The following is a 23,883-nucleotide window of genomic DNA, read 5'->3' as shown; positions in this document are numbered from 1 at the left end:
AAGAATTGAACCATTTTTATTCTAAAACCGAATAATCACCAATACTGATGCTTGTAAAGTTACCATCAAAACTGGCATGATTACCAATCATCGCATTATCCAAATTCGCGTTTTTTATGTTAGAGTGCGTTTGTACCAAACTGTTTTTAATACTGCTGTTTATTACATGACATCCTTTTCCTAAAGAAACATTAGGACCAACGGTTGCGTTTATCAACACTACATCTTCCCCAATATAACATGGCGGAATAATTGTGGAGTTCTCTAACTTGACATCAAAATCTACCAAATGTGTCCCGTCATTGTGCAAGAAACCTAACATTCTGGAATTTGTTTCTACCGTAACGTCTTTGTTTCCACAATCCATCCACTCGTCGACTGTTCCTGGTACAAATTTCATGCCTTTTGCCATCATTTGCTTGATTCCGTCATTAATTTGATATTCTCCACCGTGAATAATATTATTATCTAATACTAATTGAAGTTCGTTTTTTAAAACGGCAACATCTTTAAAATAGTAAATTCCAATAACGGCAAGGTCCGAAACAAACTCCTTAGGTTTCTCCACCAGTTCTACAATTTCATTCGCTTCGTTTACGTTTATCACACCAAAAGCTTCCGGATGATCTACTTGTTTTACCCAAATAACACTATCGGCATTTTGATCTAAATCGAAATCGGCACGAATTAAAGTATCGGCGTAAGCAATCACAGCTGGTCCACTCAAAGAATCTTTGGCACACATAATGGCGTGACCGGTTCCTAAAGCTTCATTTTGATAATAAATAGTGCCTTTGGCGCCTAACTTTTGTGCGATAGCAATTAATTCCTCTTCTACTTTTTTACCAAAACTCTCGTGGATAATAAAAGCAACTTCTTCGATATCTTGATTCAATACGCCAGCAATATCTTCCACCAGACGGTGAACGATTGGTTTTCCAGCGATAGGAATTAGTGGTTTAGGAATAGTTAATGTATGTGGGCGAAGACGTGAGCCACGACCGGCCATTGGAACAATTATTTTCATTTTTTATTTTATTAACCGCAAAGTTTACGAGGTTTTCGCAAAATTCACGAAGATTTTTTTTATATTATTTGGCCACAGATTAAACCGATTTCCACGGATTTTTATTTGAAATTTGTTCCAAAAAATCATCTCGTTTCACAACTGCTAACTGTGACTGAAAACTAAAATACTGAGCACTGATGACTACTTCACTCCTGTACTTCCAAAACCACCTTCGCCTCTGGAAGTTTCTGTTAGTTCCTGCACTTCAATCCACTCGGCACGTTCGTGTTTTGCTATGATAAGTTGTGCGATACGCTCTCCGTTTTCAATAAGGAAATCTTCATTGGATAAATTTACTAAAATCACACCAATTTCGCCACGATAATCAGCATCTACTGTTCCCGGAGAATTCAGGACTGTAATTCCTTTTTTGGCAGCCAAACCACTTCTTGGACGTACTTGTGCTTCGTAACCTATAGGTAATTCTATGAAAAGACCTGTTTTTACGATGGCTCTTTCCAGTGGTTTAAGATTTATCGATTCTGTTAAGTTGGCTCTTAAGTCCATTCCTGCTGAAGCTATGGTTTCATAGTTTGGCAAGGCGTGTTGTGATTTGTTGATTATATTTATTGTCATTGTTTTTTATTTAGAAGGGACAAGTCGCGACTTGTCCGTACATATTGTTTTGGATTTTTTTGATTATAGCCCTGATTACATCACTTGATTTCTATTTTTCAGCGGAGTTCTGTGAACTTCGTTTGCAGTAAAAATCCTTTTCCTTTTTTCTTTAAAAAGGAAAAGATTACTTCACTATACTTTTATTTTCATTTGAGTTCAGTGAATTTCATTTGCAACTAATAGCAGGAAATAGCTCCTAAAAATTTAAATTAAGTTCTAATTCTTTTTTCGGCTCAAAATTTTGGTTAATAATTCTTTTTCGTTGTGATATATAAAATACATAAACACGAGTAATAATGTGATTCCGACATAATAATTTTCTCTGAAGCCATAAAATGAAACTGCCGAAAATCCTATTGAAATCAATAGATACATACCTATTTTATTAGTGTCGTACGGAATGGGGTAATATTTATTTCCAAAATAATAGGAGATAAACATCATGCTTCCATAAGCCGCAATCGTGGCAATTGCTGAGCCGTAATAGCTCATTGTTGGGATTAGCAGGTAATTTAACGCGAGTGTAATTATGGCTCCAATAATGGAAATATAAGCTCCAATATGGGTTTTGTCTATCAGTTTGTACCAAACGGAAAGATTAGTGTAAATTCCGAGGAAAAAGTTAGCCAGAATTATTAACGGAACGACTTTCATAGCTTCCCAATACGACTCATCCTGAATCATGATGTATTTTAAAACATCGGCAAAAACGATTACGGACAGTAAAATAAAAGAGCCAAAAATGACAAAATACTTAGTAATCGTGGCGTAGGTTTGAGGCGCATCCTCCTTATCAGCGTGGCTAAAAAAGAAAGGCTCAATCCCTAAAGTGTATGCCGTACGGTACAAAACCATGAACAAACCGAGTTTATAACACGCGGAATACACTCCCACTTCGGCAGAAGCAATATCAGGAGGCAATAAATAGCCTAATAAAATTTTGTCGAATTGTTCGTTGATGGCAAATGCGATTCCGGCAACCATAATAGGCAAACCATACTGCATCATTCGTTTCCAAAGTTTGTAATCAAAATGCCATTTCAGCAAAAAGTAATTAGGGGAAAGTATTAGAAAAGTAACTAAACTCGCAACGATATTAGACACAAAAATATAACCTATTTGAAAATCTTCTAAGTAAAAAGAACTTAAAAAACTATCCGGATTTGATTGTGCAATTACCGGTAAGTAGCTCAAAAAGAAAAGGTTTAGAACCAGGTTGATTGCAACATTTCCAATTTTGATTATGGCATATTTTATGGGTTGCTGATTGACTCTTACTTTAGAAAAAGGTACAATAACTAAGGCATCAAGGACTAAAATCCAAATAGTATACGTAATATACTGCGCATCAATTCCAGACCAAATGGCTAATTTATTTCGGAATAATAAGGCTATGAATAAAAACGAAATGGAGGTCCAAAAAAGCGAAACGGATGTTGTTTCCACTACTGATTTCTTGTCTGTTTCCTTATTATAAAACCTAAAGAAAGCAGTCTCAAATCCATACGCAAGAATGACATTAAAAAAGATCATCCACGCAAAAATGATAGAAACCTTACCATATTCGGCTTTTGGAAGCAAATCTGTATACAATGGAACCAGTATAAAACTGAACATTCTTGGTATAACCGTAGCCAATCCATAAATGGCAGTCTGTTTAAAAAGATTTTTATATAATCCCAAAATGATGTGTCTATTACTATTTATAAAAACAAAAATAACGAATTCTTTGGTTTAATCATCTGAAGTGAATATTTGTTTTGGAACAGAAATACCTACGACAAAAACTGATTCATTTTCACCAAAATTATCTTAATGGCTTTTCTATGAGATTTGTTATTTTAAAGAACTGGGTTTTATTGTCTTTCTTATATTCCAAAACTGCTTCATTGCGTTTTAAATCGAATTTAGATTTTTGAATAACCGGTGCTTTGTTCCCATATTCTTTGGCAGGATCAATATCCAGAATCAAATCTTCTTTTTTATTAATTTGATAAAAATGTGCTACAAAGGTGTTTTTAGTGATTTCTTCAACCGAAGATTCTTGATTATGAAAATAGATTTTCTTCAGTTTGATATTTGCCGCAAACGGTTTTTTGAATTCGATATAAAAATGAGTTCCGCCGCTATCGGTACCGTCTTTCATTTTCTGATAAAAAGCAGATTGTATTTCTTGAGGAAATTCTGTTTGAAGTTCTTGTTTCATGGCACAAAAAGTCAGGCTGATTGCAGTGATAAATAAGAGACCAATTATTTTATATACTTTCATAATTCTCAATTTAGCTTAATCCTTCTTCGTTTAAAATCTTAAGAAAGTGAAATCCTTTAGGCACATAACCTTGGTTGTAATAAAAGCGATGCGCAGTAAAATTTCCGGTAAAAGCATCTAAAACAATCATTGTACAGCCAGTTTCTTTGGCTAAAACATCAACATAATCTGTCATCATTTTTCCCAAACCTTTGGAACGATGATCCGGATGAACAATAAAATTATCAATCTCGATGTATTTTCCCGACCAAAGTTTTGTTCCTGACCAAAATCCAGAAACAGCCACACAAACCTCGTTTTCAAAAATGGCTACCTGCTTGTAATTATGCGGAATCATTTCGACCAGATACGATTTGTATTTTTCTACCGTAAATGTGGGGTATAAAAATCGCATTACTTCAATGTTCCCAAGCATTTCCTCTACAGTGGTGAGTTCTCTAATTTCTAATTGCATTCTTCCTAGTATTATTTAAACTATAAAATTAAACAAAAAAAGAGCCAACATCTGTTGGCTCTTAGAATATATTTTGAATCAATACTTTATTACCCATTCAATGCTTCTGCTCCACCAACAATCTCTAGGATTTCATTAGTAATAGAAGCTTGACGTGCTTTATTATAAGTCAACTTCAATTGATTTCTCAATTCAGTTGCATTATCAGTTGCTTTGTGCATGGCTGTCATACGTGCTCCGTGCTCTGAAGCAAATGAATCACGAATTCCTTTGTACAATTGTGTTTTTAATGATTTTGGAATCAAAGTCAATACGATTTCCTCTTTTGAAGGTTCAAAAATATAATCTCCAGTCGAAACTGTAAGATCAGATTTTATAGGTGCTAATGGCAAAAATTGTTCTGTTTGAACGATTTGTGTCGCAGCATTTTTAAATTGGTTATAAATCAACTCAATTTTATCATATTCACCAGAAACGAATTTCTCCGTTAACAAGTCAGAAATTTTAGCCACATTGTCAAAAGTCAAATCGTCAAAAATAGCGCTTTGATTGTCTACCACAGATAGCGTTTTACTCAAAACATCATTTCCTTTTTTTCCAATGGCAAAAATATCCACTTGCTTGCCTGCGTAAAATTCAGCACGGTTTTTAGCTTCTTTGATTGCATTCGTATTAAAAGCACCTGCCAAACCTCTGTTTGAAGTTATCACTACAAGTAATACCTTCTTGATTTCACGTTGTGTTGTAAACTCTCCACCTGCGTCACCTTCAAGTGTAGCAGAAAGATTTTGCAATAATTCCGTTAATTTTTCGGCATAAGGGCGCATTGCTGTGATTGCATCTTGTGCTTTCTTTAGCTTTGCTGCAGAAACCATTTTCATTGCCGATGTAATTTGCATCGTAGATGAAACGGAAGTAATTCTATTACGGATTTCCTTTAAATTTGCCATTTTTATAATAGTCTAAAGTCGTAATGTCATAAAGTCAAAAGTCTAATAAAATGTCAAAACGTTCGGTTTGACTTTAGACTTTTGGCTTTAAGACGTTTGACTAATTTTAGTTATATTTTGCTGATAATTCTTTTGCTACAGTTTCGATTACATCTGTAATTTCGTCTGTTAATTTTCCTGCTTTCAACGCATCAAGAGTCGCTCTGTGTTTGTTGTTTAAGAATTCCAAGAAATCTTTCTCAAATTCTCTTACTTTGTTCACAGGAACATTTCTCAATAAGTTTTTAGAACCAGCATAGATAATCGCAACTTGATCTTCAACAGTATAAGGATCGTTCAAACCTTGTTTCAAGATTTCAACGTTTCTTTTTCCTTTTTCAATTACGTTTAAAGTAACGGCATCTAAATCAGAACCAAATTTAGCAAACGCTTCCAATTCACGGAATTGTGCTTGATCCAATTTCAAAGTACCTGCTACTTTTTTCATTGATTTAATTTGTGCATTTCCTCCAACACGAGATACAGAAATACCTACGTTAATCGCTGGACGAACCCCAGAGTTAAACAAATCTCCATCAAGGAAAATTTGACCATCTGTAATCGAAATTACGTTTGTTGGGATATAAGCAGAAACGTCACCAGCTTGAGTTTCAATGATTGGTAAAGCAGTCAATGAACCACCACCTTTTACAATTGATTTCAATGAATCTGGCAAGTCGTTCATGTTTTTAGCAATTCCATCATCTGCAATTACTTTACAAGCACGTTCTAATAATCTACTGTGAAGGTAGAAAACGTCTCCAGGATATGCCTCACGTCCCGGTGGTCTTCTTAATAAAAGAGAAACCTCACGATACGCAACAGCTTGTTTAGATAAATCATCATAAACAATTAAAGCCGGGCGACCTGAATCTCTAAAATATTCTCCAATTGCAGCACCTGCGAAAGGAGCATAAACTTGCATCGGAGCTGGGTCAGAAGCATTAGCTGCAACAATAATGGTATACGCCATTGCACCTTTTTCTTCTAACATTTTAGCAATTCCTGCTACAGTTGACGCTTTTTGTCCAATTGCAACATATATACAAAATACAGGTTTTCCTGCATCGTAAAATTCTTTTTGATTTAAGATAGTATCGATACAAACAGTTGATTTACCTGTTTGACGGTCACCAATAACTAGCTCACGTTGTCCACGACCTACTGGAATCATAGCATCTACTGCTTTAATACCTGTTTGTAATGGCTCAGTAACTGGTTGACGGAAGATAACTCCAGGAGCTTTTCTTTCCAAAGGCATCTCGTATAAATCTCCACCAATTGGTCCTTTTCCATCAATTGGAAAACCAAGTGTGTTTACTACACGACCTACCATTTGTTCTCCTACTTTAAGAGAAGCAATACGTTGTGTTCTTTTTGCAGTTGAACCTTCTTTGATTCCTGTAGATGGCCCTAAAAGTACCACACCCACATTGTCTTCTTCAAGATTCAAAACAATAGCTTCTAATCCATTGTCAAATTCAACTAACTCTCCATATTGAACATTAGAAAGCCCGTAAACACGAGCAATACCATCTCCAACTTGAAGTACTGTTCCTACTTCTTCTAGTGTAGCACCAGATTCAAAACCTTCTACTTGCTTTCTTAATATTGCTGAAATTTCAGCAGGTTTGATTTCCGCCATCTTAATTTATAATTTAGACACTTAAATGTGCAATAAAACTAATTACTTAACTCTCTTTTTAATACTTGTAATCTGTTGGCTACTGAAGCATTGTATTGCTTGTCGCCTATTCTTAGAATAAATCCTCCAATGATTGAAGCATCTACTATATTTTCTATAGTGATTTTTTTATCTGAAAGGGTTGCAATTTTAGCCAAAACTTGTGCTTCTAATGCTGCATCCATAGGAATAGCTGTAGTAACCTGAGCTACTTCAATACCATTCATAATATCAGATAATTTACTGTATTCTATTGCAATTGCTTCTAGAATTTCGAATCTTTTGTTTTCAAATAACAAATGAAACAACCCTTGAGTTACGCCATTGATACCTGCAAAAACTTCTAACAGTGCTTTCTCTTTCACTTCCACTTTCATGGTTGGATTTTGAATAAAAGTACTCAATTCCAAATTACCATTAATTGTCGAAGCAATCAATTTCATGTCGTTATTTACAACTTCGGCAACACCTTTTGAGTTTGCTAAGTCTAGAATTGCTTTTGCATAACGAATTGCTGCTCTTGTACTTGCCATAATTGTTAGTTTAACTTTACGTCACCTAACATTTTCTCAACTAATTTAGTTTGAGCTTCTTTGTTAGATAATTCGTCTTTCAATATTTTTTCTGCGATACTCAATGATAACGTTGAAACTTGTAATTTCAATTCTGCCATAGCTGCATTTTTTTCGCTTTCAATTGCTGCTTTCGCTTGCTCGATCATTTTCAATCCTTGAGCTTGTGCTTCATTTTTAGCATCAGCAACCATTTTCTCTTTCATTTCACGAGCATCTTTAAGCATGTTGTCACGCTCTAATCTTGCTTCTTGTAAAATACGTTGGTTGTCAGCTTGAAGATTTTGCATTTCTTTTCTAGCATTTTCAGCAGAAAGCAATGCATTTTTAATTCCTTCTTCTCTATCATTAACTGCATCAAGAATTGGTTTCCAAGCGAATTTTTTTAACAAGAGTATTAATCCAACAAATATTGCTATTTGCCAAATAAACAAACCAAACGAAAAATCATTTATTAACTTATCCATTATATCTAATTATAAATTTTAAAGTATGAATTGCTTTTAATCGCAATTTGTAATGTTTTAATTTTAAAAACAATAGTTACAACCAACCGTTGTAACTATTGTTTTTTTTAAGTTTTAATTAAGATGCGAATAACGCAGCGAAACCAATACCTTCAATAAGTGCAGCTGCAATAAGCATAGCTGTTTGGATTTTTCCAGAAGCTTCTGGCTGACGAGCAATAGCGTCCATTGCTGAACCACCAATTCTACCAATACCTAAACCTGCTCCGATAACAATCAATCCTGCTCCTACAATAGTTGGAATTTCCATAATATATATATTAAAAATTAAACATTATTATTAATAGTCTAAAGTTGTAAAGTCTAATGTCATAAAGTCAAGCTGACTTTTAAACTTTCGACGTTTGACTTTCGACTTAATGATGAGCTTCCTCGTGATGATGCTCTTCGTTTCCTGCTCCAAAATAAAGAGCTGATAACATGGTAAAAATATACGCTTGTAAAAACGCAACTAATATTTCAAGGATAGAAAGTGCAAATGCCAATCCGAATGACAAAGTACTTCCAATCCAGCTTTTAAAGATAAACATTAAACCAATGATGCTCATCAAAACAACGTGTCCTGCTAAAATATTAGCATACAAACGTATCATTAATGAAAATGGTTTGATGATTGTTCCCAATAATTCAATTGGAGCCAAAATAAATTTCATTGGAGTTGGCACACCTGGCATCCAGAAAATGTGTCCCCAGTAATTTTTATTAGCAGTAAAAGTTGTGATTAAATACGTTAACAAAGCTAATGATGCTGTAATAGCAATATTTCCTGTTACGTTAAATCCTAGTGGAGTTAATCCTAATATGTTTAAAAAGAAAATAAAGAAAAATATAGTCAATAAATAACTCATGTATTTTTTATACCCTTTTTCTCCAATGTTTGGAATTGCAATTTCGTCTCTTACATAAAGAACAAGTGGCTCAAAGAAACGACCAGCTCCTGTAGCAATCCCGCCATTTTTAGCATATGATTTTGCTAAACCTGTAAACAATACAAACATCAAGACTGCTATTCCTAAAATACCGACTACACTTTTTGTAATAGATAAATCTAGTGGAGTTGCATTTGTTGGATGACCGTGCTCTTGTGTTAAAGTTCCGGAAGCATCGGTTTTGTATATTTTTTCGTGATGCAATACATAGAAGTTCCCGTTATGTTCTGCAGTTTCTTCACCATGATGAAATTTTGAAGAAGAAAATACTTGCAAACCATTATCCCAAAGAATAATTGGCAATGAAAAACCATAATGCTCTCCTGTTTCTTCATTTGCTAAAAAGGTAAAATCATGCGCATCCAAAAGGTGATGATTAATAAATGCCTTAATTTTAGATTTTACATCTGTTGGTTCAGCATGAGTTCCTTCAGCTGCCTCATGGGCAACTTCTGTTTTTACTTTCACAGTATCCTGTTCAGGATTTGCAAAACTAATTAAAGGAAGACACGCTACTAAAGTCGCTAATATAAATCTAAGTGGTTTGTTTGAAATCACCATAACAGTTAATTATCTTAATTTATTACGTTTCTGAAATTTGGTGCAAATGTACATCTTTTATTAATATTCAAAAGAATATAAAAAATTATTTTTGATGGATTTGTTCCTAGAATAACATATTTATTGCTTTTCGTTTAATATACGTATTGTTAATATGGTTTCAATTGCTAAAAAGAGAATAAACATCATAAAAAAATTCTTTTTCTCTATTGCATTGTTTTGAATTGTAACCTGCAATATAGGCTTTAAAATCAGATAACAAACTATCATTTTAATACTGGTACTCAAAAGAAATGACATACCCACATTATCAAAACTGCGTTCTTTAACTTTTAACAAAACCACAAATACCATAATAGACAAACCGAGAAATAATAAATAAAGGGTTTCTATCGAATAATAAAAAGGCGCATCATCTATATTTAATACATAAAAAGCAGCCTTATGAACCACATAAGCCAATCCAGCAAGTGCCAACAAAGGCAAAAGCGGTTTGTAATTTTTTAAATTCATTGTGTTTATTTTTTGCCGTAACGGCACTAAGGTGCAAAGTTATTTTAATTTATGCGACCCTTCAGACTTTAACAGCACGTTTTTATTAATTTTTCTTTTGAAAAATTATTGTGTTTTATTGATTTCGTTTACCTGTCGTATCACATTATACAAAGCCAATGCAACGCCAATCATTACTAAAATCTTACTGTAATACACTTTCGGGTGAGGATGATTCTCGTCTAACCACTCTCCCAGATAGGAAAACAGAAAGATGATGGCTCCCATTTGAATCGGAATATTAATCAGCGCAAGCCATTTATTCGCTCTTTTTTTGTTGGGATTGTTGTCCATCGTTCTGGATTAGATTTTTTACATTTGTCTTCATTGTACAAGAAGCACTAAAATCAGCACCGGGCTCCACTGATAGTTTTCCCACGGTAACTTCTCCATGAATACTGGCTTTTGATTTTACATTAAGCACTTCGGTTACTTGAATTTTTCCGTCAAATTTCCCTTCAATATCCGCATTTTTACACACAATATCGCCAGTAACGCTTCCGGCTGGGCCAATGACAATTTTCCCGCCAGACTGGAAATTACCAATCAAATTTCCGTCTAATCTAAAATCAGCTTGCGAAATAATATCGCCTTTTATAGTAGTTCCTTCAACAATTCTATTGGTTTTGCCTAAAAGATCTGTGTATGATTTTTGCTTTTTATCAAACATATTTATGGATTTTTTGGCGCTAAATAAGTGTCCATATTTTTCTTGATTTGAATCACTTTGTAGTTCTCACCCGAAACCACAATTGCAGGATCGACCAATTTATATTTCACATTTTCTTTCAATACAAATACAATGTCTTTAGCGTAAACTTCTGATTTTATTCCATGAATCGTGATAAAATTTTCTTTTTCAGTATAAATATCATAGGAATAATATAGTTTCTGAAGGCTTTCTGCAGCAACAAACATTTTGATTTTTTCCTCTATTGCTTTTGTATTTTTATCCTCTCGTGAACCTACACGATATAGAATTTTCCAATTATTTGAATCAGTTGTATTCAACTCCATTTTCTCTAAAAATGGAACTTGACTCGTCAGGATTTCTACCGCATTTTTGCCTTCTTCGCTATTCGGATAATTATCAGCCACTCCTTGCAAAGCATTTTTGTAAGCCGTTACTCCTTTCAGTTTTCCAATGGTATTTGCTTTAAGCAACTCAAATTTTGATACAATTTCATCTCCTGAAAACTGGTTAATCAAAGCATCTGAATTCTCTAAAACCATAACAAATTGTTCTTGTTGGTATAATTTATACCATTTAGTATAGGCACTTTCCGGTGTTTCATTTACTGAAGCCGCATTTGAGCTTGTGTTGTTAACAATTTGTGCATAACGAGAATCCGGATATTGAGCCGATATTCTTTTTTTCATCGCTTCTGCTTTGCTTGCATCGGTGATTTGATATAATTTATACAAATTATACATCGATGGCAGCACTAGTTTTTCCTCTGGATTATTATTTAATAATTGTTCCAGTTTAGCGATGGCCAAATTATTTTCTTTGAATTTTTCTTTATAAATAATCCCTAATTGATAATACGCAAAATTACGTTCCTTACCTATGCTGTCTATCTCCGTTTGTGCTATTGGAAGTTGTTTCAAATAAAAATCCGTGGTGTATTGCTCCACAATTTTCTCCGCTGTGGCTTCTTTCACAAGAGTTTCTTTGTCATCACTCAACGGATCGGCCGAAATTGGATTTCCAGCACTGGAGGATAATCTCCAATTGCCATTCGGAGTTCTGTCCCCCCATGTTTTTTTGAATTCGATTTTTCCGAAAGCCACGGTTGTAGGATTATAAAAATAGAAAATACTCCCTGCTTGTTGCGAGGAAACATTAGTAATCATTGGTGGCATCAACGCTGATTTTTTTGCCGATTTTCCTGGTTCCTGATTAGAAGCCGGATCAATAGAACTCGTTACACTATTTTTTTCTATATTTTCCTGTTTTTCTTTTCGTTTTTCTTCTAAAACTCTCTTAATTTCATCCTCTTCTTTTAGTTTGACAATGTATTTTTCAAAATAAGCAATTTTATCACTCTCATTCAATGAAATAACATTCAAAATACTATCATTTCTTTTAGCAAGAGCCTCATACAAAATCACTTCATCCAGATTAGTTCTAATTTTTTGAATTTTATTATGCTCTCTGGTTTTGTCATTGAGTTTTACCAATGTACTGTCATAATATTTTGCAGCAGCAGTATATTCCGTATTTCTAAAATACATATTTCCTAAATTTCGGTAATTTGAAGCTACTAAATAGGAATCTTTTGAGTCTGTTCTTAAGGATAAGTTGTAAAAATCTAACGCTTTTTTCTGATCGTTTTTCTGATCATAAAACACCGCCATATGATGAAAAATTAAATCTTTATACGGTCGATTTTCTCTGTCTTTTGCCAGTTTATCAAATGTTTTTGTAAAAGAATTGAAATCCCCGTTTTGATAATCAAACAACTCTGCTTTTTTAGCATACGCCTGAATGACAAATTTCCTGTCTGCTTTTCGGTTCATGTCAATCACTGATTGATACGCACTCACGGCGCTGTCTTTGTATCCTAATTGTTGATACAATTGTCCCAAAACAAAACGATATCGTGCTCTTTCCTGATTTACTTTGGTAAACGCTATGGCTAATTTTAGTTTAGCAACTGCGCTGTCTTTTTCTTCTAAATTCAAAAAAGACTCTGATAAAAGAGCATTTGCATCCGCAAAAACTTGTTTTTTTACTTCGTGGTCTTCTAATAATTTACTTATGTTTTTTATTACCAAAGCATCGTTTCCTAAACGCATATTGGTTTTTTCGCGCCAAATTTTAGCTTCATAAATCTTGCTGCTGTTGGGGTATTTGTATAAAACATAATTGAAAGCGTCAAGTGCTGGAACAAATCGTTGGTCGTAATACCGGGATTTACCAAGCATAAGATAGGCTTCGTCAATTTGAGCGTTTTTTTCTCTTCCGCCAATATTCATGGAATGTTTTTGAATGGCTTTCGTCGCTTTGGCTTCAGCCAATTCAAAATTTGTATTTTTAGGTTTTGTTGTAGAAGTCAAGTCTTCTACAATTTGCATTTTTTCTATTGGCAGACGTTTCCAGAAATCGTCATCACTGTTGGATTTTATTTCCTTAACTCCTTTGTCCAAACCTACTTGACCGTTGTACAAGATATTATACTTTGTACTCAAGGCATGGGAGTTTCTGGCCATAAAAGTATCTCTCTTAGTAGAACAGGCTACTAAAAAACTAAAAAATAAGAGGAAAAATAACTGTTTGAATCTATTGACTTTCAATGGAAAACGTTTTTATCAATTAACTTTTAAAAATGTATTTTAGTATATTGACTTGTAAAAATACGTTTCTTTTTGATATCGTGAAAATTATCGGGGTTTATTTGAGTCTCATGCGCGCGTGAGGGATGTAGCGGAAATCCTTTTTTATTCTTTTTTTCAAGAATAAAAAAGATTGAGAGTGAAAGCCCGACCCGGATTTTTTTCCGGGTCACGCCCAAATTAAACTTTATGGATTTGAAGATTAAAAATAAACCGCAAATTCGCTAATTACATAGACTGATAGCGTATATAATTAGCGAATTTGCGGTTGAGTTCTTTTATGTTTAAACTGCAAAAAATGCTTCTAATTCCTTTAAGGTTTCCTCAGAGGTTTGAATGTCTTTGACCACTTCGCCTTTGTGCAATGCGACAATCCTATCACTTACCTCAACGGTGTGCAACAAATCGTGGCTAGAAACTAGCACCGTAACATCCGGATTATCGGCTAAATCCTTGATGATTTTTTTTAATCGAAATTGTGTCGTTGGATCTAAATTGGCAAACGGTTCATCAAGAATAATCACTTCCGGATTCCCGATTAATGTGGCGATGATGCCCACTTTTTTCTGGTTTCCTTTGGATAAATCGCGTAAATATTTCTTGTTTTTAAGGATCTCTCCGTTGAAAAATTCTTCGTGTGTAGCCAATAAAGCATCGACATCGGCTTTGTTTTGTCCGCGTAAATCGCCTATGAAATAAAAATATTCTTCGGGAGTTAAGTAGCCTATCAGGAAGCTTTCGTCCAAGAAAGAAGCGGTGAACGGTTTCCAGTTTTCGCTGGTGTTTACTTGTACCTCGTTATTGACAATATTCCCTGTTGAAGGCTGGATTAAATCCAATAAAAGGCTGAAAAAAGTAGTTTTCCCTGCTCCGTTATTTCCCACTAATCCAAAGCTTTCGCCTTTTTTTATTTCTAAAGTATCTATTTTTAATACGGTTGTTCCGTTGTATGTTTTCGAAAGGTTGTTTACTTGTATCATTTTTGAAAAAGTTTATTCGGTTATTTTTTGATTTCGTTAATCGCTGGATTATCCTTTTTGTTTGTATGCCGCTAGGGTCGCGTATTTTTCGGATTTATAGATTTTCTCAATCAAGGAGAAAACCTTGTCTTTTAATGCAAATCCTATTACTCCTGCCGAAGCCACTAATACTAATCCTACATTGGCATTGCCTAATTTAGCGCCTAACCAATACAATAAAACGGGCAATCCTAATTGTGGTAGTGAAATTAGCATGGTTTTTACATTGAATGCTTTTTTATCTCCAAAAGCGCCTTTACCGGAACTCAAATCGATTGGCGTTTTGGTATACGCGCCACCCAGCAAAACCAAATGGGAATTGACTCCAATGTTATAAATCGCACCCACAACAATAGTTAAATATACCTGCCATCCAAAATAAAGATAGAAAGAGGCAATGGTTGTGGTGACTATTGTAGCAATCACCATCAGCCACCATTTAGAACTCAAATAGCCTTTGTAAGGAATGTTTTGCGTCATCATTAACGGGTAATAGGCACTATCCCAGCTGGGTACAAATTGTCCGAAAGTAATTAGAAATCCACCGGAAACGAAAATCCCTGCAAAAATGTGCATTACAGGATTATTGTATACTTCAATTGCATTGGTAAAGAAAAGAAAACCATAAAAAAGAAACATTACGCTCAGTCCTACTGTGGTTTTAGATCGTTTGTTTCTTTTGATTAATTTAATGTCATTTTTCAAAAAGGTTCCGATGGTTCCAAATTGGTTTAACCAAGTCAACTCCTCCGTTTTGGCAACATCGTGTTTGTTAGACAATCCCGCATCCAGATATAAATTCTTTTTGAAATACTGGAATGTGATATAATATATAGCGATTAAAGCCAGAACTGGAATGGCAAAAGCCCAATACGTATTGAAAATGGCATCAAAAAATGGCGCTGTATAATCCGTAATATTAAAGAGTCCATAATAGTGTAATCCTCCTAAAACAGCTGCTATTGCTATGAAAATGGCAAATAAATTGTCTTTATTACTCAGTAGAATATTTAGAAAATTATTGATAAATATTAAAGAAGACAATGCGGTATACCAAAGTACCACTGACACCACATCATAACCTTCGATAATTAAAACAACGCAAAACGGAATCAAGAAAAAACCATGTACCAAATTAAAGAAGGACAAAACGGTTTTTCCTAAAGAGAAATGAACAATCGTGGATTTTTTTATTGGAAAAATCAACATCGGACGAATGTTCATCACGGGGATTTTTTGCAACAGCAATCGAATGATTAAATCCATCAGTATATAGTAAATCATGAATTGATTCACGCTAACAATTGGATCCAGATTCATTTTCTTTAAAATATAAAATGCCCCGACTCCTAATGCCAGGAAAATTAAAATGAAATAAACGGCCACAAAACCCATCAGGATTTTCAAAGCCAAATTTGTAGCGAAGGAAGCCGATCTAAAAAATGCTTTCCATTCGAGATAAAGAAATTTTTGAATCATAGTTTGGTTATTTTGGTTTTATAGTATGTAGTCAAAATAAGAAAACGTTACAAATTTTCTAATTTATATTCCGGGTAGGTTTGTTTTAAATAGGCTTCAGCCTTGGAAGGGATTATTTTTAGTACAATGAAAATCGCCAAAGACATTGAGACTATAAACAGGCTCATGCAAAATAGTGCCAAGTCACTTGGATTTGAAGTTCTATCAATTCTAATGATATTAAAAAAATGAATGGGCAAAATTATTAACCACGGAAAAGTTCCATAGTTGAAAATTATCTTTTCAAAAAGCCAAATTTTTCCCGTTTCCTGTTTACGTTTTTTCATTTTTCTGTTTTCAAAAAACAAAAAAGGCAGCATACTAATTATTAAAAAAAACATCGCTATCCTAAAAATCTCTATCGTATAGTATTCTTTAAGAAAATAAAATACTGCCAAAATCAAAAACCCTGTCAATATAATTTTAGGTATCGTAAAAAACCCTTTGAAATCAGTCCATACAATACGGTTGTATTTTTTTCCTAAAGCTACTTGCCGACTTTCTACCACATCCATAAATCCAAAAACGCCAAACTTCCTAAATTCTTTATTTAAAACTTCGTCAAAAGTAAGTTTGGGATTTTGTTCCCATTCAGTTTCAATGGCGTTTGCCAAATGATCGACTAATTCCGTTTGTAGATCGTAATATTCCACATAATGCTGACGGGTAAAAAGGTAAAGTTGGTTTATTTGCTGAGTGGTTAGTTTCATTTTCAAAAAATTAAAATTCTAATTTTGGACTTGGGTTCACTAAACTCTGCATGTTTCGAATGAAATCTTCGAGTTCTGAGAGTCGGTTTACGGTTTCTTTCTGGCCGCTTTCCGTGAGTTTGTAATATTTTCGCATGCGGTTATCCACTTTTTCAATTTCCACATCCAGTAAACCTTCGGCTTCCAGTTTGTGCAAGGCAGGATATAAAGCGCCTTCGGTGATGTTCAATTCGCCTTGGGTAATCCCTTTTACTTTCTGGGTGATTTCATAACCGTACATCTTGCCGTTTTCCTCCAGCAATTTCATGATAATTGTATTCAGACTTCCTTTGTATAATTGAGAATTTTTCATTTTTTTGTCATTGCGAGGCACGAAGCAATCTCATTTTGAAAAACAAATATACATAAGATTCTTATACATAATAGTTTTAGGTATATAAATTTTCAAATATTTTGAATTCAAAAAACCTATTCTGTTTACTATATTTGCAAAAAAAATATCATGTCATCCTTTCTGAAATTAATAATAAAAGAAGTAAAACGCGAAACCAAAGACGCTGTTTCCATACTTTTTAACGTACCTGAGGAATTAAAAGCGAATTATACTTATGTTGCCGGTCAATATATCAATTTAAGATTAACTCTGGACGGTGCTGAAATTCGTCGTGCCTATTCTATTTGCTCAGCTCCTGACAGCGGAGAATTGCGAATTGCAGTAAAAGCAGTGAAAAACGGTGCTTTCTCTCAATTTGCTAACACAAAACTCAAAGCTGGAGATGTTCTTGAAGTAGGAAAACCGGAAGGAAAATTTACTTTTGAACCGCAAGTTAGCCGACAAAAAAACTACGCCGCTTTTATAGCTGGAAGCGGAATCACACCGGTACTTTCCATCTTAAAATCAGTATTGAAAAATGAGCCTAAAAGTTCTTTTGTATTGGTTTATGGTAACAAAACGCCAGAAGAAACTATCTTTCACCAAGAATTACACGATTTACAATTGCAATATGTAGGGCGTCTTTTTGTACATTATGTTTACAGTCAAGCCAAAGTAGAACATGCTTTGTTTGGTCGAATTGAAAAATCGACGGTAAATTTTGTTTTAAATAACAAACACAAGGAATTGGAATTTGATAAGTTCTATTTATGTGGTCCCGAAGAAATGATTAATACTGTTTCTGGAGTTTTAAAAGAACATAACATTAAAGAAGCAGCAATAAAATTTGAATTGTTTTCTTCTTCTACCAAAGAAAATAAAATAGAACAATCATTAGGAGGCCATTCTAAAATTACCATTATGGTGGATGACGAGGAAACGACTTTCGAAATGTCACAAAAACAAACCGTTCTTGATGCCGCTTTAAAACAAGGCATTGATGCTCCGTATTCTTGCCAAGGTGGAATTTGCAGCAGCTGTCTGGCTCGCGTAACATCCGGAACTGCCGAAATGACGAAAAACTCCATCCTAACCGATAAAGAAATCGCCGATGGTTTGATTCTTACGTGTCAAGCGCATCCAACATCAGAAACTATTTATGTGGATTATGATGATGTATAAGGAAACTGTTCCCTTTACGATAGCGGTATTCAATTAAAAAAAAGAGTTTGCAATGTGCAAACTCTTTTTTTTTGTAAAACATCTTGTGATGTATCATTTAGGACTTAATTTTTCTAAATCCCTTAACAGTTCAAAACAATTTTAATTTTTTCAACTATCGCTTCAACAGCAATCGTTCGCATCGCCTCTTCATAACCATCTACTTTTTTATTTCCATAAACCGAAGTGGGTAATTTTGGAAACAGATTCCTATCGGAAACCAAAGCATTTTCTATAGGCTGATTAAAAGGTGAAAATCCTGCATACGGATGCGTCGCGCCCCAAAGCGTAATGACTTTTACGCCTAGCATTGCAGCAATATGCGCATTTCCGGAATCCATGGAAAGCATCACATCCAGATTACTAATGAGCTGTAATTCCTGTTGAAATTTGAGTTGTCCCGCTACATTGATGACATTTTCTTTGTTGGAAGCAAGTGAATCCAGAAGTTCGATTTCCTTTTTTCCACCGCCAAAAAGCAAAATGGTATGACTTGTATCCAAAGCTAATTTGTCAATTACTTCCTTCATTAAATCCAACGGATACACTTTGGAATCATATTGTGCAAAAGGAGCTATTCCTATTAGTTTCTGATTTTTATCTCCAATTATCGCTAGAATTTCTGGGCTCAAAATTGCTTTTTCAGGAAAAACTGCATGCGATAAATCAAAAGTAAAACCAAGTTGTTCAAATACTTTGACGTGTCTTTCAAACATCGTTGGCAGTTGCTGGAACACTTTGTTTTCGGGTTGGGTCAATGCTTTTTTCTCCACTCTTCCTTTATCCACCGAAGCTGTTTTTTTTCCGCTTAAAGCAAAAAGGTTTCGGATGATTTTAGAACGCAAAACGTTGTGTAAATCCGCAAAAGCATCGATGTTTAAACGTTTTAAATCTTGGAACAAACGCAATAATCCTGCAACCCCTTTGTGCCGTTCTTTTTCATCAAAAGCAAAAAAAGTAATATTAGGGATTCCTTCGAAAAAAGGTTTAAAAAAAGGTCTGGAAATGACCGTGATTTTAACTTCGGGATGCTGATTTACAAAAGCGCGTAAAACAGGAACCGTCATGGCGACATCTCCCATTGCGGAAAGTCTCATGACGGCTATATGCTTTATTTTATTTGACAATTTTAAAGTTGTCAAAAATTACTTCTTGTTTTGATACAAAACAGGATTCAAATCATCATCGTTATACATTTTCATTTGTTTGTACACTTTCATGAATTTATCTCCATTTTCGATATCTGTCAATAAATCATCAATTGCCAAAGACAAATCTGTTCTTTGTTCCAATAAAATATTCAACTTCGCTTGACATTTATCTCTGTGATCTTGTGAAGCTTCGGCACGAGTAGCTTCTTCTCTCATGTGATAAATTTTTAATGCCAAAATAGACAATCTGTCAAAAGCCCAAGCCGGACTTTCTGAGTTGATTTTTGCATCTTCTTTTACTTTTACATGACTGTATTTTTGAAGAAAATAACTATCAATATATTCCACCATATCCGTACGTTCTTGATTTGAAGCATCGATTCTTCTTTTCAAAGTCAAAGCGTCAACAGGGTCAATATTTGGATCACGAATAATATCCTCAAAATGCCATTGAACGGTATCAATCCAGTTTTTATGATACAACAAATGTTCGAATTTATCTTTTGGAAAAGGATTATTAATCGGTTGGTCTACATTATCAAACTGATGATAATCTTTAATACTTTGTTCGAATACGGAGTAAGCTAATTTTGAAAACATATCTTTATATTTTAAAGGACAAAGATACTTTTTTATACTTTTATAGATTATAAAAATATTTATAAGTTTAATAGCAAAAATAAAAACATGCAGATTCATTATTTATCAGAAGACAATAGCATCCTAAATCATTTTTTAGGACAAATACGAAATATAAATGTTCACAATGACAGCATGCGTTTCCGAAGAAATATTGAACGTATTGGCGAAATAATGGCGTATGAATTAAGTAAAAAATTACAGTACAAAAGTGTCGAAATCCAGACGCCATTAGGTATAAAAAAAACTACTGAGATTAACGATCAATTGGTTTTATGTTCCATTTTAAGAGCTGGATTACCCTTGCATTTGGGATTTTTGAATTATTTTGACAATGCCGAAAATGGTTTCGTATCCGCCTTTCGACACCATCCCAATAATGACGATTATTTTGATATATTAGTGCAATACCAAGCTATTGCTGCTATAAATGAAAAAAATCTGATATTAGTTGATCCGATGCTTGCAACCGGACAATCTATTGTTACCGTTTACAATAAATTGATGGAAAGCGGGACGCCAAAAGAGATTCACATTGCCGTTGTAATTGCCGCACCCGAAGGAATCGACTATCTTGAAAAACATTTGCCGGAAAACTGTCATCTTTGGGTGGCTACATTAGACGAAAAACTCAATGAGCATAGTTACATCGTTCCGGGATTAGGAGATGCAGGAGATTTAGCGTACGGTGAAAAATTATAATTGGGAGAAAAAAGCAAAAAGACTACAGGCTGTCAGCACGTACATAACTAATTCCTGATTTAATTTTTCTTGAGGGATTTCAATATGGCTGGTCGCCATCATCGCCAAAGGCGCAAATGTAAAAAGTAATAAATCATTACTTTTATTATCAGAAATCAGAAAAATCACTACACCAATAAAAAAAGAAGCGATAATTTTTTTGAAAGAAGTATGCAACAATTGTGGTCTGTTTGACAATGTGGCAAACATAGAAACCAGGAAAAACAAAGCAACTGTAGCATAGATTGACAAAGCTCCATTTTGATAATTATTTGTGAAATAGTCGATTTCAAAATTAATTTGAACACTTTTAAGGATGTATTCAATGACATTCAAATCGAAAACCGTTGCGTAAATCATAAACAGAACTACAACAATAAAAAAAGCGATAAAAGGTAATATCCAGTTTCTATAATCTCTGGAAACATGGAAAATTATTGATATAAAAACCAACACTAAGAAAATTATACTCCAAAAATGAAATAGTGCAGCCAGAAAAATCCATAACGAAGCATCAAATATTTTTTCTTTGGAAGCTTTCAGGGATTGTAATGAAATCAATCGGCGAAGCGCCAATAGAATAAAGAAATTAGACAAAATCAGATTTAAGTTATCTAATCCGGAAGGGAAAAAAAGTAGAAACAAAAAGTAAAAAAAAATCGTGTAGGTACTGTCTTTACTCAATCCATTTTTCTTGGCAACAAAATCGGTAATAAAAACAGATGCTAATAAAACACAGAACAACCCCACCTTTTTTAGAATTAAAAAGAAGGAATTTGCCCAGCTTACCTCTTGAAATTGGTATATAGAAAAGAAAACCAGCATTAAAATTACGACCAATGAAAAATTTAATGGTGTAGATTTTCTAAAAACACTTGTTATCATAAGGATATTTTATACTTTTGTGTTCGTAAATATAATACTTGTTTAAAAAGTAAACCCTGCAAGTTCAAAAAGATTCTTCTAAATAAGAACTTTTATTACCCAGAGTTCCTCAAAAACAATTAATAAAATTAATTTTATACATTATGAAATCATTTTTCGAAGGAATAGAATACTTATTTGTAAATATTTTATTTGCTCCTCTAGACTTTTTACGCTCATTAGAGCTATCATCTTGGTTTGCTGCAAATACAATCAATTGGATTTTCATGATTATTTGTGCTTCGGCAATGGTATATTGGATCAAACAATTGAAAATTTTTGAAGATGCCGGAACAGAGAAGCAAGATACTACCGCTCACTCTTTCTTAAAATAATAATTAAAAAAAAGTGAACGATAATTAGAAACTATTTTAAGTCGTTTCCAATGTCTTTTCTAAAATACATCTTATCAAAATTTAGTTTAGCTATGTTTTGGTAAGATTTTTTTATGGCCTCTTCGAAATCATTTCCATACGAAGTTACGGTTAAAACCCTTCCTCCATTTGACACTACGTTTCCGTTATCCAGTTTAGTTCCTGCGTGAAAAACAATTGAATTTTGAATATTCTCTAATCCAGAAATTACTTTTCCTTTTTCGAAATCTTCAGGATATCCACCAGACACTACCATAATTGTAGTGGCGCTTCTTTCGTCAATTTCCAGAGTAACTTCATCCAGTTTTTCATTGGCTACAGCCAAAAACAATTCGACTAAATCCGTTTTCAATCTTGGGATCACCACTTCGGTTTCCGGATCACCCATTCTCACATTGTATTCAATTACGATTGGCTCGTTTTTTACATTAATCAAACCGATGAAAACAAAACCTTTGTATGGAATTCCGTCTTTTTGAAAACCATCAATAGTAGGTTTTACAATGCGTGTTTCGATTTTTTCCATCAAAACAGCATCAACGTAAGGAACCGGAGAAACAGCTCCCATTCCGCCTGTATTTAATCCGGTGTCGCCTTCGCCAATGCGTTTGTAATCTTTAGCCGTTGGCAATATTTTGTAGTTTTTTCCATCCGTAAGAACGAAACAACTTAATTCTATACCGTCAAGAAATTCTTCGATAACAACTTTAGAACTGGCGGCACCAAATTTTTGATGCACTAACATGTTTCTTAATTCTTCTTTGGCTTCTGCCAAATCCTGAATAATCAACACCCCTTTTCCTGCTGCTAAGCCATCTGCTTTCAATACATACGGAGGTTGCAATGTTTCCAGGAATTCACATCCTTTTTCCACCGTTTCTGCAGTAAAACTATCGTAAGCAGCCGTTGGAATGTTATGTTTGATTAGAAATTCTTTGGCAAATTCTTTACTTCCTTCCAGTTGCGCACCAATTTTTGATGGACCGATAACCGGAATATGACTTAATGCAGCATCGTTTAAAAAGAAATCATAAATCCCTTTTACCAAAGGATCTTCTGGTCCTACCACAACCATTGCTACTTTTTCCTGAATAACAAACGTTTTTATAGCTTCAAAATCAGTTGGACTGATAGCAACATTAGTAGCTATAGAAGCTGTTCCCGCATTTCCTGGTGCTACAAAAAGTGTGTCACAAAGTGGACTTTGAATCATTTTCCATGCAAAAGCATGTTCTCTTCCGCCCGAACCCAGTAGTAAAATTGTCATGTGTAGTTGTGTTTAGTTGTGGTGCAAAAATAGTTCGTTTTATGTTGAAATAATAATTTTTTTTACTTACTTTTGACGTTAGTAACGCTAAAGATATGATAATTTCATTTGGATCTAAAGAAACCGAAAAAATATGGAATGGAATTGTTGTAAAAAAACCTTCAATAGAAATACAGCAAATTAGTAGAAGAAAATTAAGAATGCTGAACAATTCTCAAGATTTGATCGATTTAAGAATTCCTCCGTCTAACCGATTAGAAAAATTAAATGGAAATTTAAAAGACTTTTATAGCATTCGAATTAATAATCAATGGAGGATTATTTTCATTTGGAAAGACGGAAATGCAACTGCCGTAGAAATTATAGATTATCATTAAAATAGT

General features: G+C 34.1%; 27 protein-coding genes. 4 read left to right on the top strand and 23 right to left on the bottom strand.

Annotated features, from left to right (window positions below):
* Nucleotides 1–16: 16 nt before the first annotated feature.
* The 19 genes from QLS97_RS02495 to QLS97_RS02405 all read right to left on the bottom strand — a co-directional run bounded on the left by QLS97_RS02495 (nucleotide 17) and on the right by QLS97_RS02405 (nucleotide 17,162).
* Complete coding sequence (locus QLS97_RS02495; protein WP_282714096.1) at nucleotides 17–1,027, bottom strand: sugar phosphate nucleotidyltransferase; 1,011 nt, start codon at nucleotides 1,025–1,027, stop codon at nucleotides 17–19.
* 183 nt (nucleotides 1,028–1,210) lie between these two features.
* Nucleotides 1,211–1,645, bottom strand: a complete 435-nt coding sequence (gene dut / locus QLS97_RS02490; protein WP_282714095.1) for a dUTP diphosphatase — start codon at nucleotides 1,643–1,645, stop codon at nucleotides 1,211–1,213.
* A gap of 258 nt (nucleotides 1,646–1,903) precedes the next feature.
* Nucleotides 1,904–3,370, bottom strand: coding sequence for a lipopolysaccharide biosynthesis protein (locus QLS97_RS02485; RefSeq protein ID WP_282714094.1), 1,467 nt, complete (start codon nucleotides 3,368–3,370; stop codon nucleotides 1,904–1,906).
* 124 nt (nucleotides 3,371–3,494) lie between these two features.
* Nucleotides 3,495–3,956: a hypothetical protein gene (locus QLS97_RS02480; RefSeq protein ID WP_282714093.1), complete on the bottom strand. Its 462-nt coding sequence runs from the start codon at nucleotides 3,954–3,956 to the stop codon at nucleotides 3,495–3,497.
* A gap of 10 nt (nucleotides 3,957–3,966) precedes the next feature.
* The gene (locus tag QLS97_RS02475; protein WP_282714092.1) at nucleotides 3,967–4,410 is read right to left on the bottom strand and encodes a GNAT family N-acetyltransferase; all 444 of its coding nucleotides are present in this window, start codon (nucleotides 4,408–4,410) and stop codon (nucleotides 3,967–3,969) included.
* 89 nt (nucleotides 4,411–4,499) lie between these two features.
* The gene (gene atpG, locus QLS97_RS02470; RefSeq protein WP_282714091.1) at nucleotides 4,500–5,360 is read right to left on the bottom strand and encodes an ATP synthase F1 subunit gamma; all 861 of its coding nucleotides are present in this window, start codon (nucleotides 5,358–5,360) and stop codon (nucleotides 4,500–4,502) included.
* A 106-nt stretch (nucleotides 5,361–5,466) separates the two neighbouring features.
* Nucleotides 5,467–7,044: a F0F1 ATP synthase subunit alpha gene (atpA, locus tag QLS97_RS02465; protein ID WP_073209437.1), complete on the bottom strand. Its 1,578-nt coding sequence runs from the start codon at nucleotides 7,042–7,044 to the stop codon at nucleotides 5,467–5,469.
* A gap of 38 nt (nucleotides 7,045–7,082) precedes the next feature.
* Nucleotides 7,083–7,616: an ATP synthase F1 subunit delta gene (gene atpH, locus QLS97_RS02460; protein WP_282714090.1), complete on the bottom strand. Its 534-nt coding sequence runs from the start codon at nucleotides 7,614–7,616 to the stop codon at nucleotides 7,083–7,085.
* Nucleotides 7,617–7,621: 5 nt separating this feature from the next.
* A complete protein-coding gene (locus tag QLS97_RS02455; protein ID WP_099713990.1) occupies nucleotides 7,622–8,122 on the bottom strand; it encodes a F0F1 ATP synthase subunit B in 501 nt (166 codons plus the stop codon).
* A gap of 118 nt (nucleotides 8,123–8,240) precedes the next feature.
* Complete coding sequence (gene atpE, locus QLS97_RS02450; protein WP_073353856.1) at nucleotides 8,241–8,432, bottom strand: ATP synthase F0 subunit C; 192 nt, start codon at nucleotides 8,430–8,432, stop codon at nucleotides 8,241–8,243.
* A 106-nt stretch (nucleotides 8,433–8,538) separates the two neighbouring features.
* Nucleotides 8,539–9,672, bottom strand: a complete 1,134-nt coding sequence (atpB, locus tag QLS97_RS02445; protein WP_282714089.1) for a F0F1 ATP synthase subunit A — start codon at nucleotides 9,670–9,672, stop codon at nucleotides 8,539–8,541.
* A 120-nt stretch (nucleotides 9,673–9,792) separates the two neighbouring features.
* Nucleotides 9,793–10,185: a hypothetical protein gene (locus tag QLS97_RS02440; RefSeq protein WP_282714088.1), complete on the bottom strand. Its 393-nt coding sequence runs from the start codon at nucleotides 10,183–10,185 to the stop codon at nucleotides 9,793–9,795.
* A 105-nt stretch (nucleotides 10,186–10,290) separates the two neighbouring features.
* On the bottom strand, nucleotides 10,291–10,518 hold the full coding sequence (locus tag QLS97_RS02435) for an AtpZ/AtpI family protein (RefSeq protein ID WP_282714087.1): 228 nt from the start codon (nucleotides 10,516–10,518) through the stop codon (nucleotides 10,291–10,293).
* Complete coding sequence (locus QLS97_RS02430) at nucleotides 10,484–10,894, bottom strand: bactofilin family protein (RefSeq protein ID WP_282714086.1); 411 nt, start codon at nucleotides 10,892–10,894, stop codon at nucleotides 10,484–10,486. The genes QLS97_RS02435 and QLS97_RS02430 overlap by 35 nt, the downstream gene beginning before the upstream one ends.
* Before the next feature lie 2 nt (nucleotides 10,895–10,896).
* Complete coding sequence (gene porW, locus QLS97_RS02425; protein ID WP_345956934.1) at nucleotides 10,897–13,524, bottom strand: type IX secretion system periplasmic lipoprotein PorW/SprE; 2,628 nt, start codon at nucleotides 13,522–13,524, stop codon at nucleotides 10,897–10,899.
* A gap of 323 nt (nucleotides 13,525–13,847) precedes the next feature.
* A complete protein-coding gene (locus tag QLS97_RS02420) occupies nucleotides 13,848–14,543 on the bottom strand; it encodes an ABC transporter ATP-binding protein (protein WP_099713984.1) in 696 nt (231 codons plus the stop codon).
* Between the two features lie 48 nt (nucleotides 14,544–14,591).
* Nucleotides 14,592–16,061, bottom strand: a complete 1,470-nt coding sequence (locus QLS97_RS02415; protein ID WP_282714085.1) for a DUF5687 family protein — start codon at nucleotides 16,059–16,061, stop codon at nucleotides 14,592–14,594.
* 47 nt (nucleotides 16,062–16,108) lie between these two features.
* Nucleotides 16,109–16,810 carry a hypothetical protein gene (locus tag QLS97_RS02410; protein WP_282714084.1) on the bottom strand — a complete coding sequence of 234 codons (702 nt, stop codon included), beginning with the start codon at nucleotides 16,808–16,810 and terminating at the stop codon, nucleotides 16,109–16,111.
* A 10-nt stretch (nucleotides 16,811–16,820) separates the two neighbouring features.
* On the bottom strand, nucleotides 16,821–17,162 hold the full coding sequence (locus tag QLS97_RS02405) for a PadR family transcriptional regulator (RefSeq protein ID WP_282714083.1): 342 nt from the start codon (nucleotides 17,160–17,162) through the stop codon (nucleotides 16,821–16,823).
* Nucleotides 17,163–17,312: 150 nt separating this feature from the next.
* Between QLS97_RS02405 and QLS97_RS02400 the strand changes: the two genes are divergently transcribed.
* Nucleotides 17,313–18,365 (top strand): ferredoxin--NADP reductase, encoded by a 1,053-nt coding sequence (locus QLS97_RS02400; RefSeq protein ID WP_282714082.1) that lies wholly within the window; start codon nucleotides 17,313–17,315, stop codon nucleotides 18,363–18,365.
* Nucleotides 18,366–18,487: 122 nt separating this feature from the next.
* Here the strand turns inward: QLS97_RS02400 and QLS97_RS02395 are convergent, their stop codons facing one another.
* Together QLS97_RS02395 and QLS97_RS02390 are read right to left on the bottom strand one after the other, a co-directional pair.
* Nucleotides 18,488–19,501, bottom strand: coding sequence for a glycosyltransferase family 9 protein (locus tag QLS97_RS02395; RefSeq protein WP_282715526.1), 1,014 nt, complete (start codon nucleotides 19,499–19,501; stop codon nucleotides 18,488–18,490).
* Nucleotides 19,502–19,549: 48 nt separating this feature from the next.
* Nucleotides 19,550–20,155 (bottom strand): DUF4254 domain-containing protein, encoded by a 606-nt coding sequence (locus QLS97_RS02390; protein ID WP_282714081.1) that lies wholly within the window; start codon nucleotides 20,153–20,155, stop codon nucleotides 19,550–19,552.
* 87 nt (nucleotides 20,156–20,242) lie between these two features.
* On the opposite strand from QLS97_RS02390, the gene upp reads away from it, so the two are divergent.
* A complete protein-coding gene (gene upp / locus QLS97_RS02385) occupies nucleotides 20,243–20,896 on the top strand; it encodes a uracil phosphoribosyltransferase (protein ID WP_282714080.1) in 654 nt (217 codons plus the stop codon).
* Here upp and QLS97_RS02380 read toward each other — a convergent pair.
* On the bottom strand, nucleotides 20,891–21,820 hold the full coding sequence (locus QLS97_RS02380) for a DUF6427 family protein (protein WP_282714079.1): 930 nt from the start codon (nucleotides 21,818–21,820) through the stop codon (nucleotides 20,891–20,893). The genes upp and QLS97_RS02380 overlap by 6 nt on opposite strands.
* A 143-nt stretch (nucleotides 21,821–21,963) precedes the next feature.
* On the opposite strand from QLS97_RS02380, the gene QLS97_RS02375 reads away from it, so the two are divergent.
* Nucleotides 21,964–22,194, top strand: coding sequence for a DUF6341 family protein (locus tag QLS97_RS02375; protein ID WP_113664732.1), 231 nt, complete (start codon nucleotides 21,964–21,966; stop codon nucleotides 22,192–22,194).
* A 31-nt stretch (nucleotides 22,195–22,225) separates the two neighbouring features.
* Here QLS97_RS02375 and purD read toward each other — a convergent pair whose 3' ends face one another.
* Complete coding sequence (purD, locus tag QLS97_RS02370; protein ID WP_282714078.1) at nucleotides 22,226–23,500, bottom strand: phosphoribosylamine--glycine ligase; 1,275 nt, start codon at nucleotides 23,498–23,500, stop codon at nucleotides 22,226–22,228.
* A 95-nt stretch (nucleotides 23,501–23,595) separates the two neighbouring features.
* Between purD and QLS97_RS02365 the strand changes: the two genes are divergently transcribed.
* Complete coding sequence (locus QLS97_RS02365) at nucleotides 23,596–23,877, top strand: type II toxin-antitoxin system RelE/ParE family toxin (protein WP_282714077.1); 282 nt, start codon at nucleotides 23,596–23,598, stop codon at nucleotides 23,875–23,877.
* Nucleotides 23,878–23,883 lie beyond the last annotated feature (6 nt).

It is taken from the genome of Flavobacterium yafengii, assembly GCF_030010375.1.
Lineage (GTDB): Bacteria > Bacteroidota > Bacteroidia > Flavobacteriales > Flavobacteriaceae > Flavobacterium > Flavobacterium yafengii.
The sequence above is the reverse complement of the archived record's forward strand: the minus strand, read 5'-3'. Positions and strand labels throughout refer to the sequence as shown.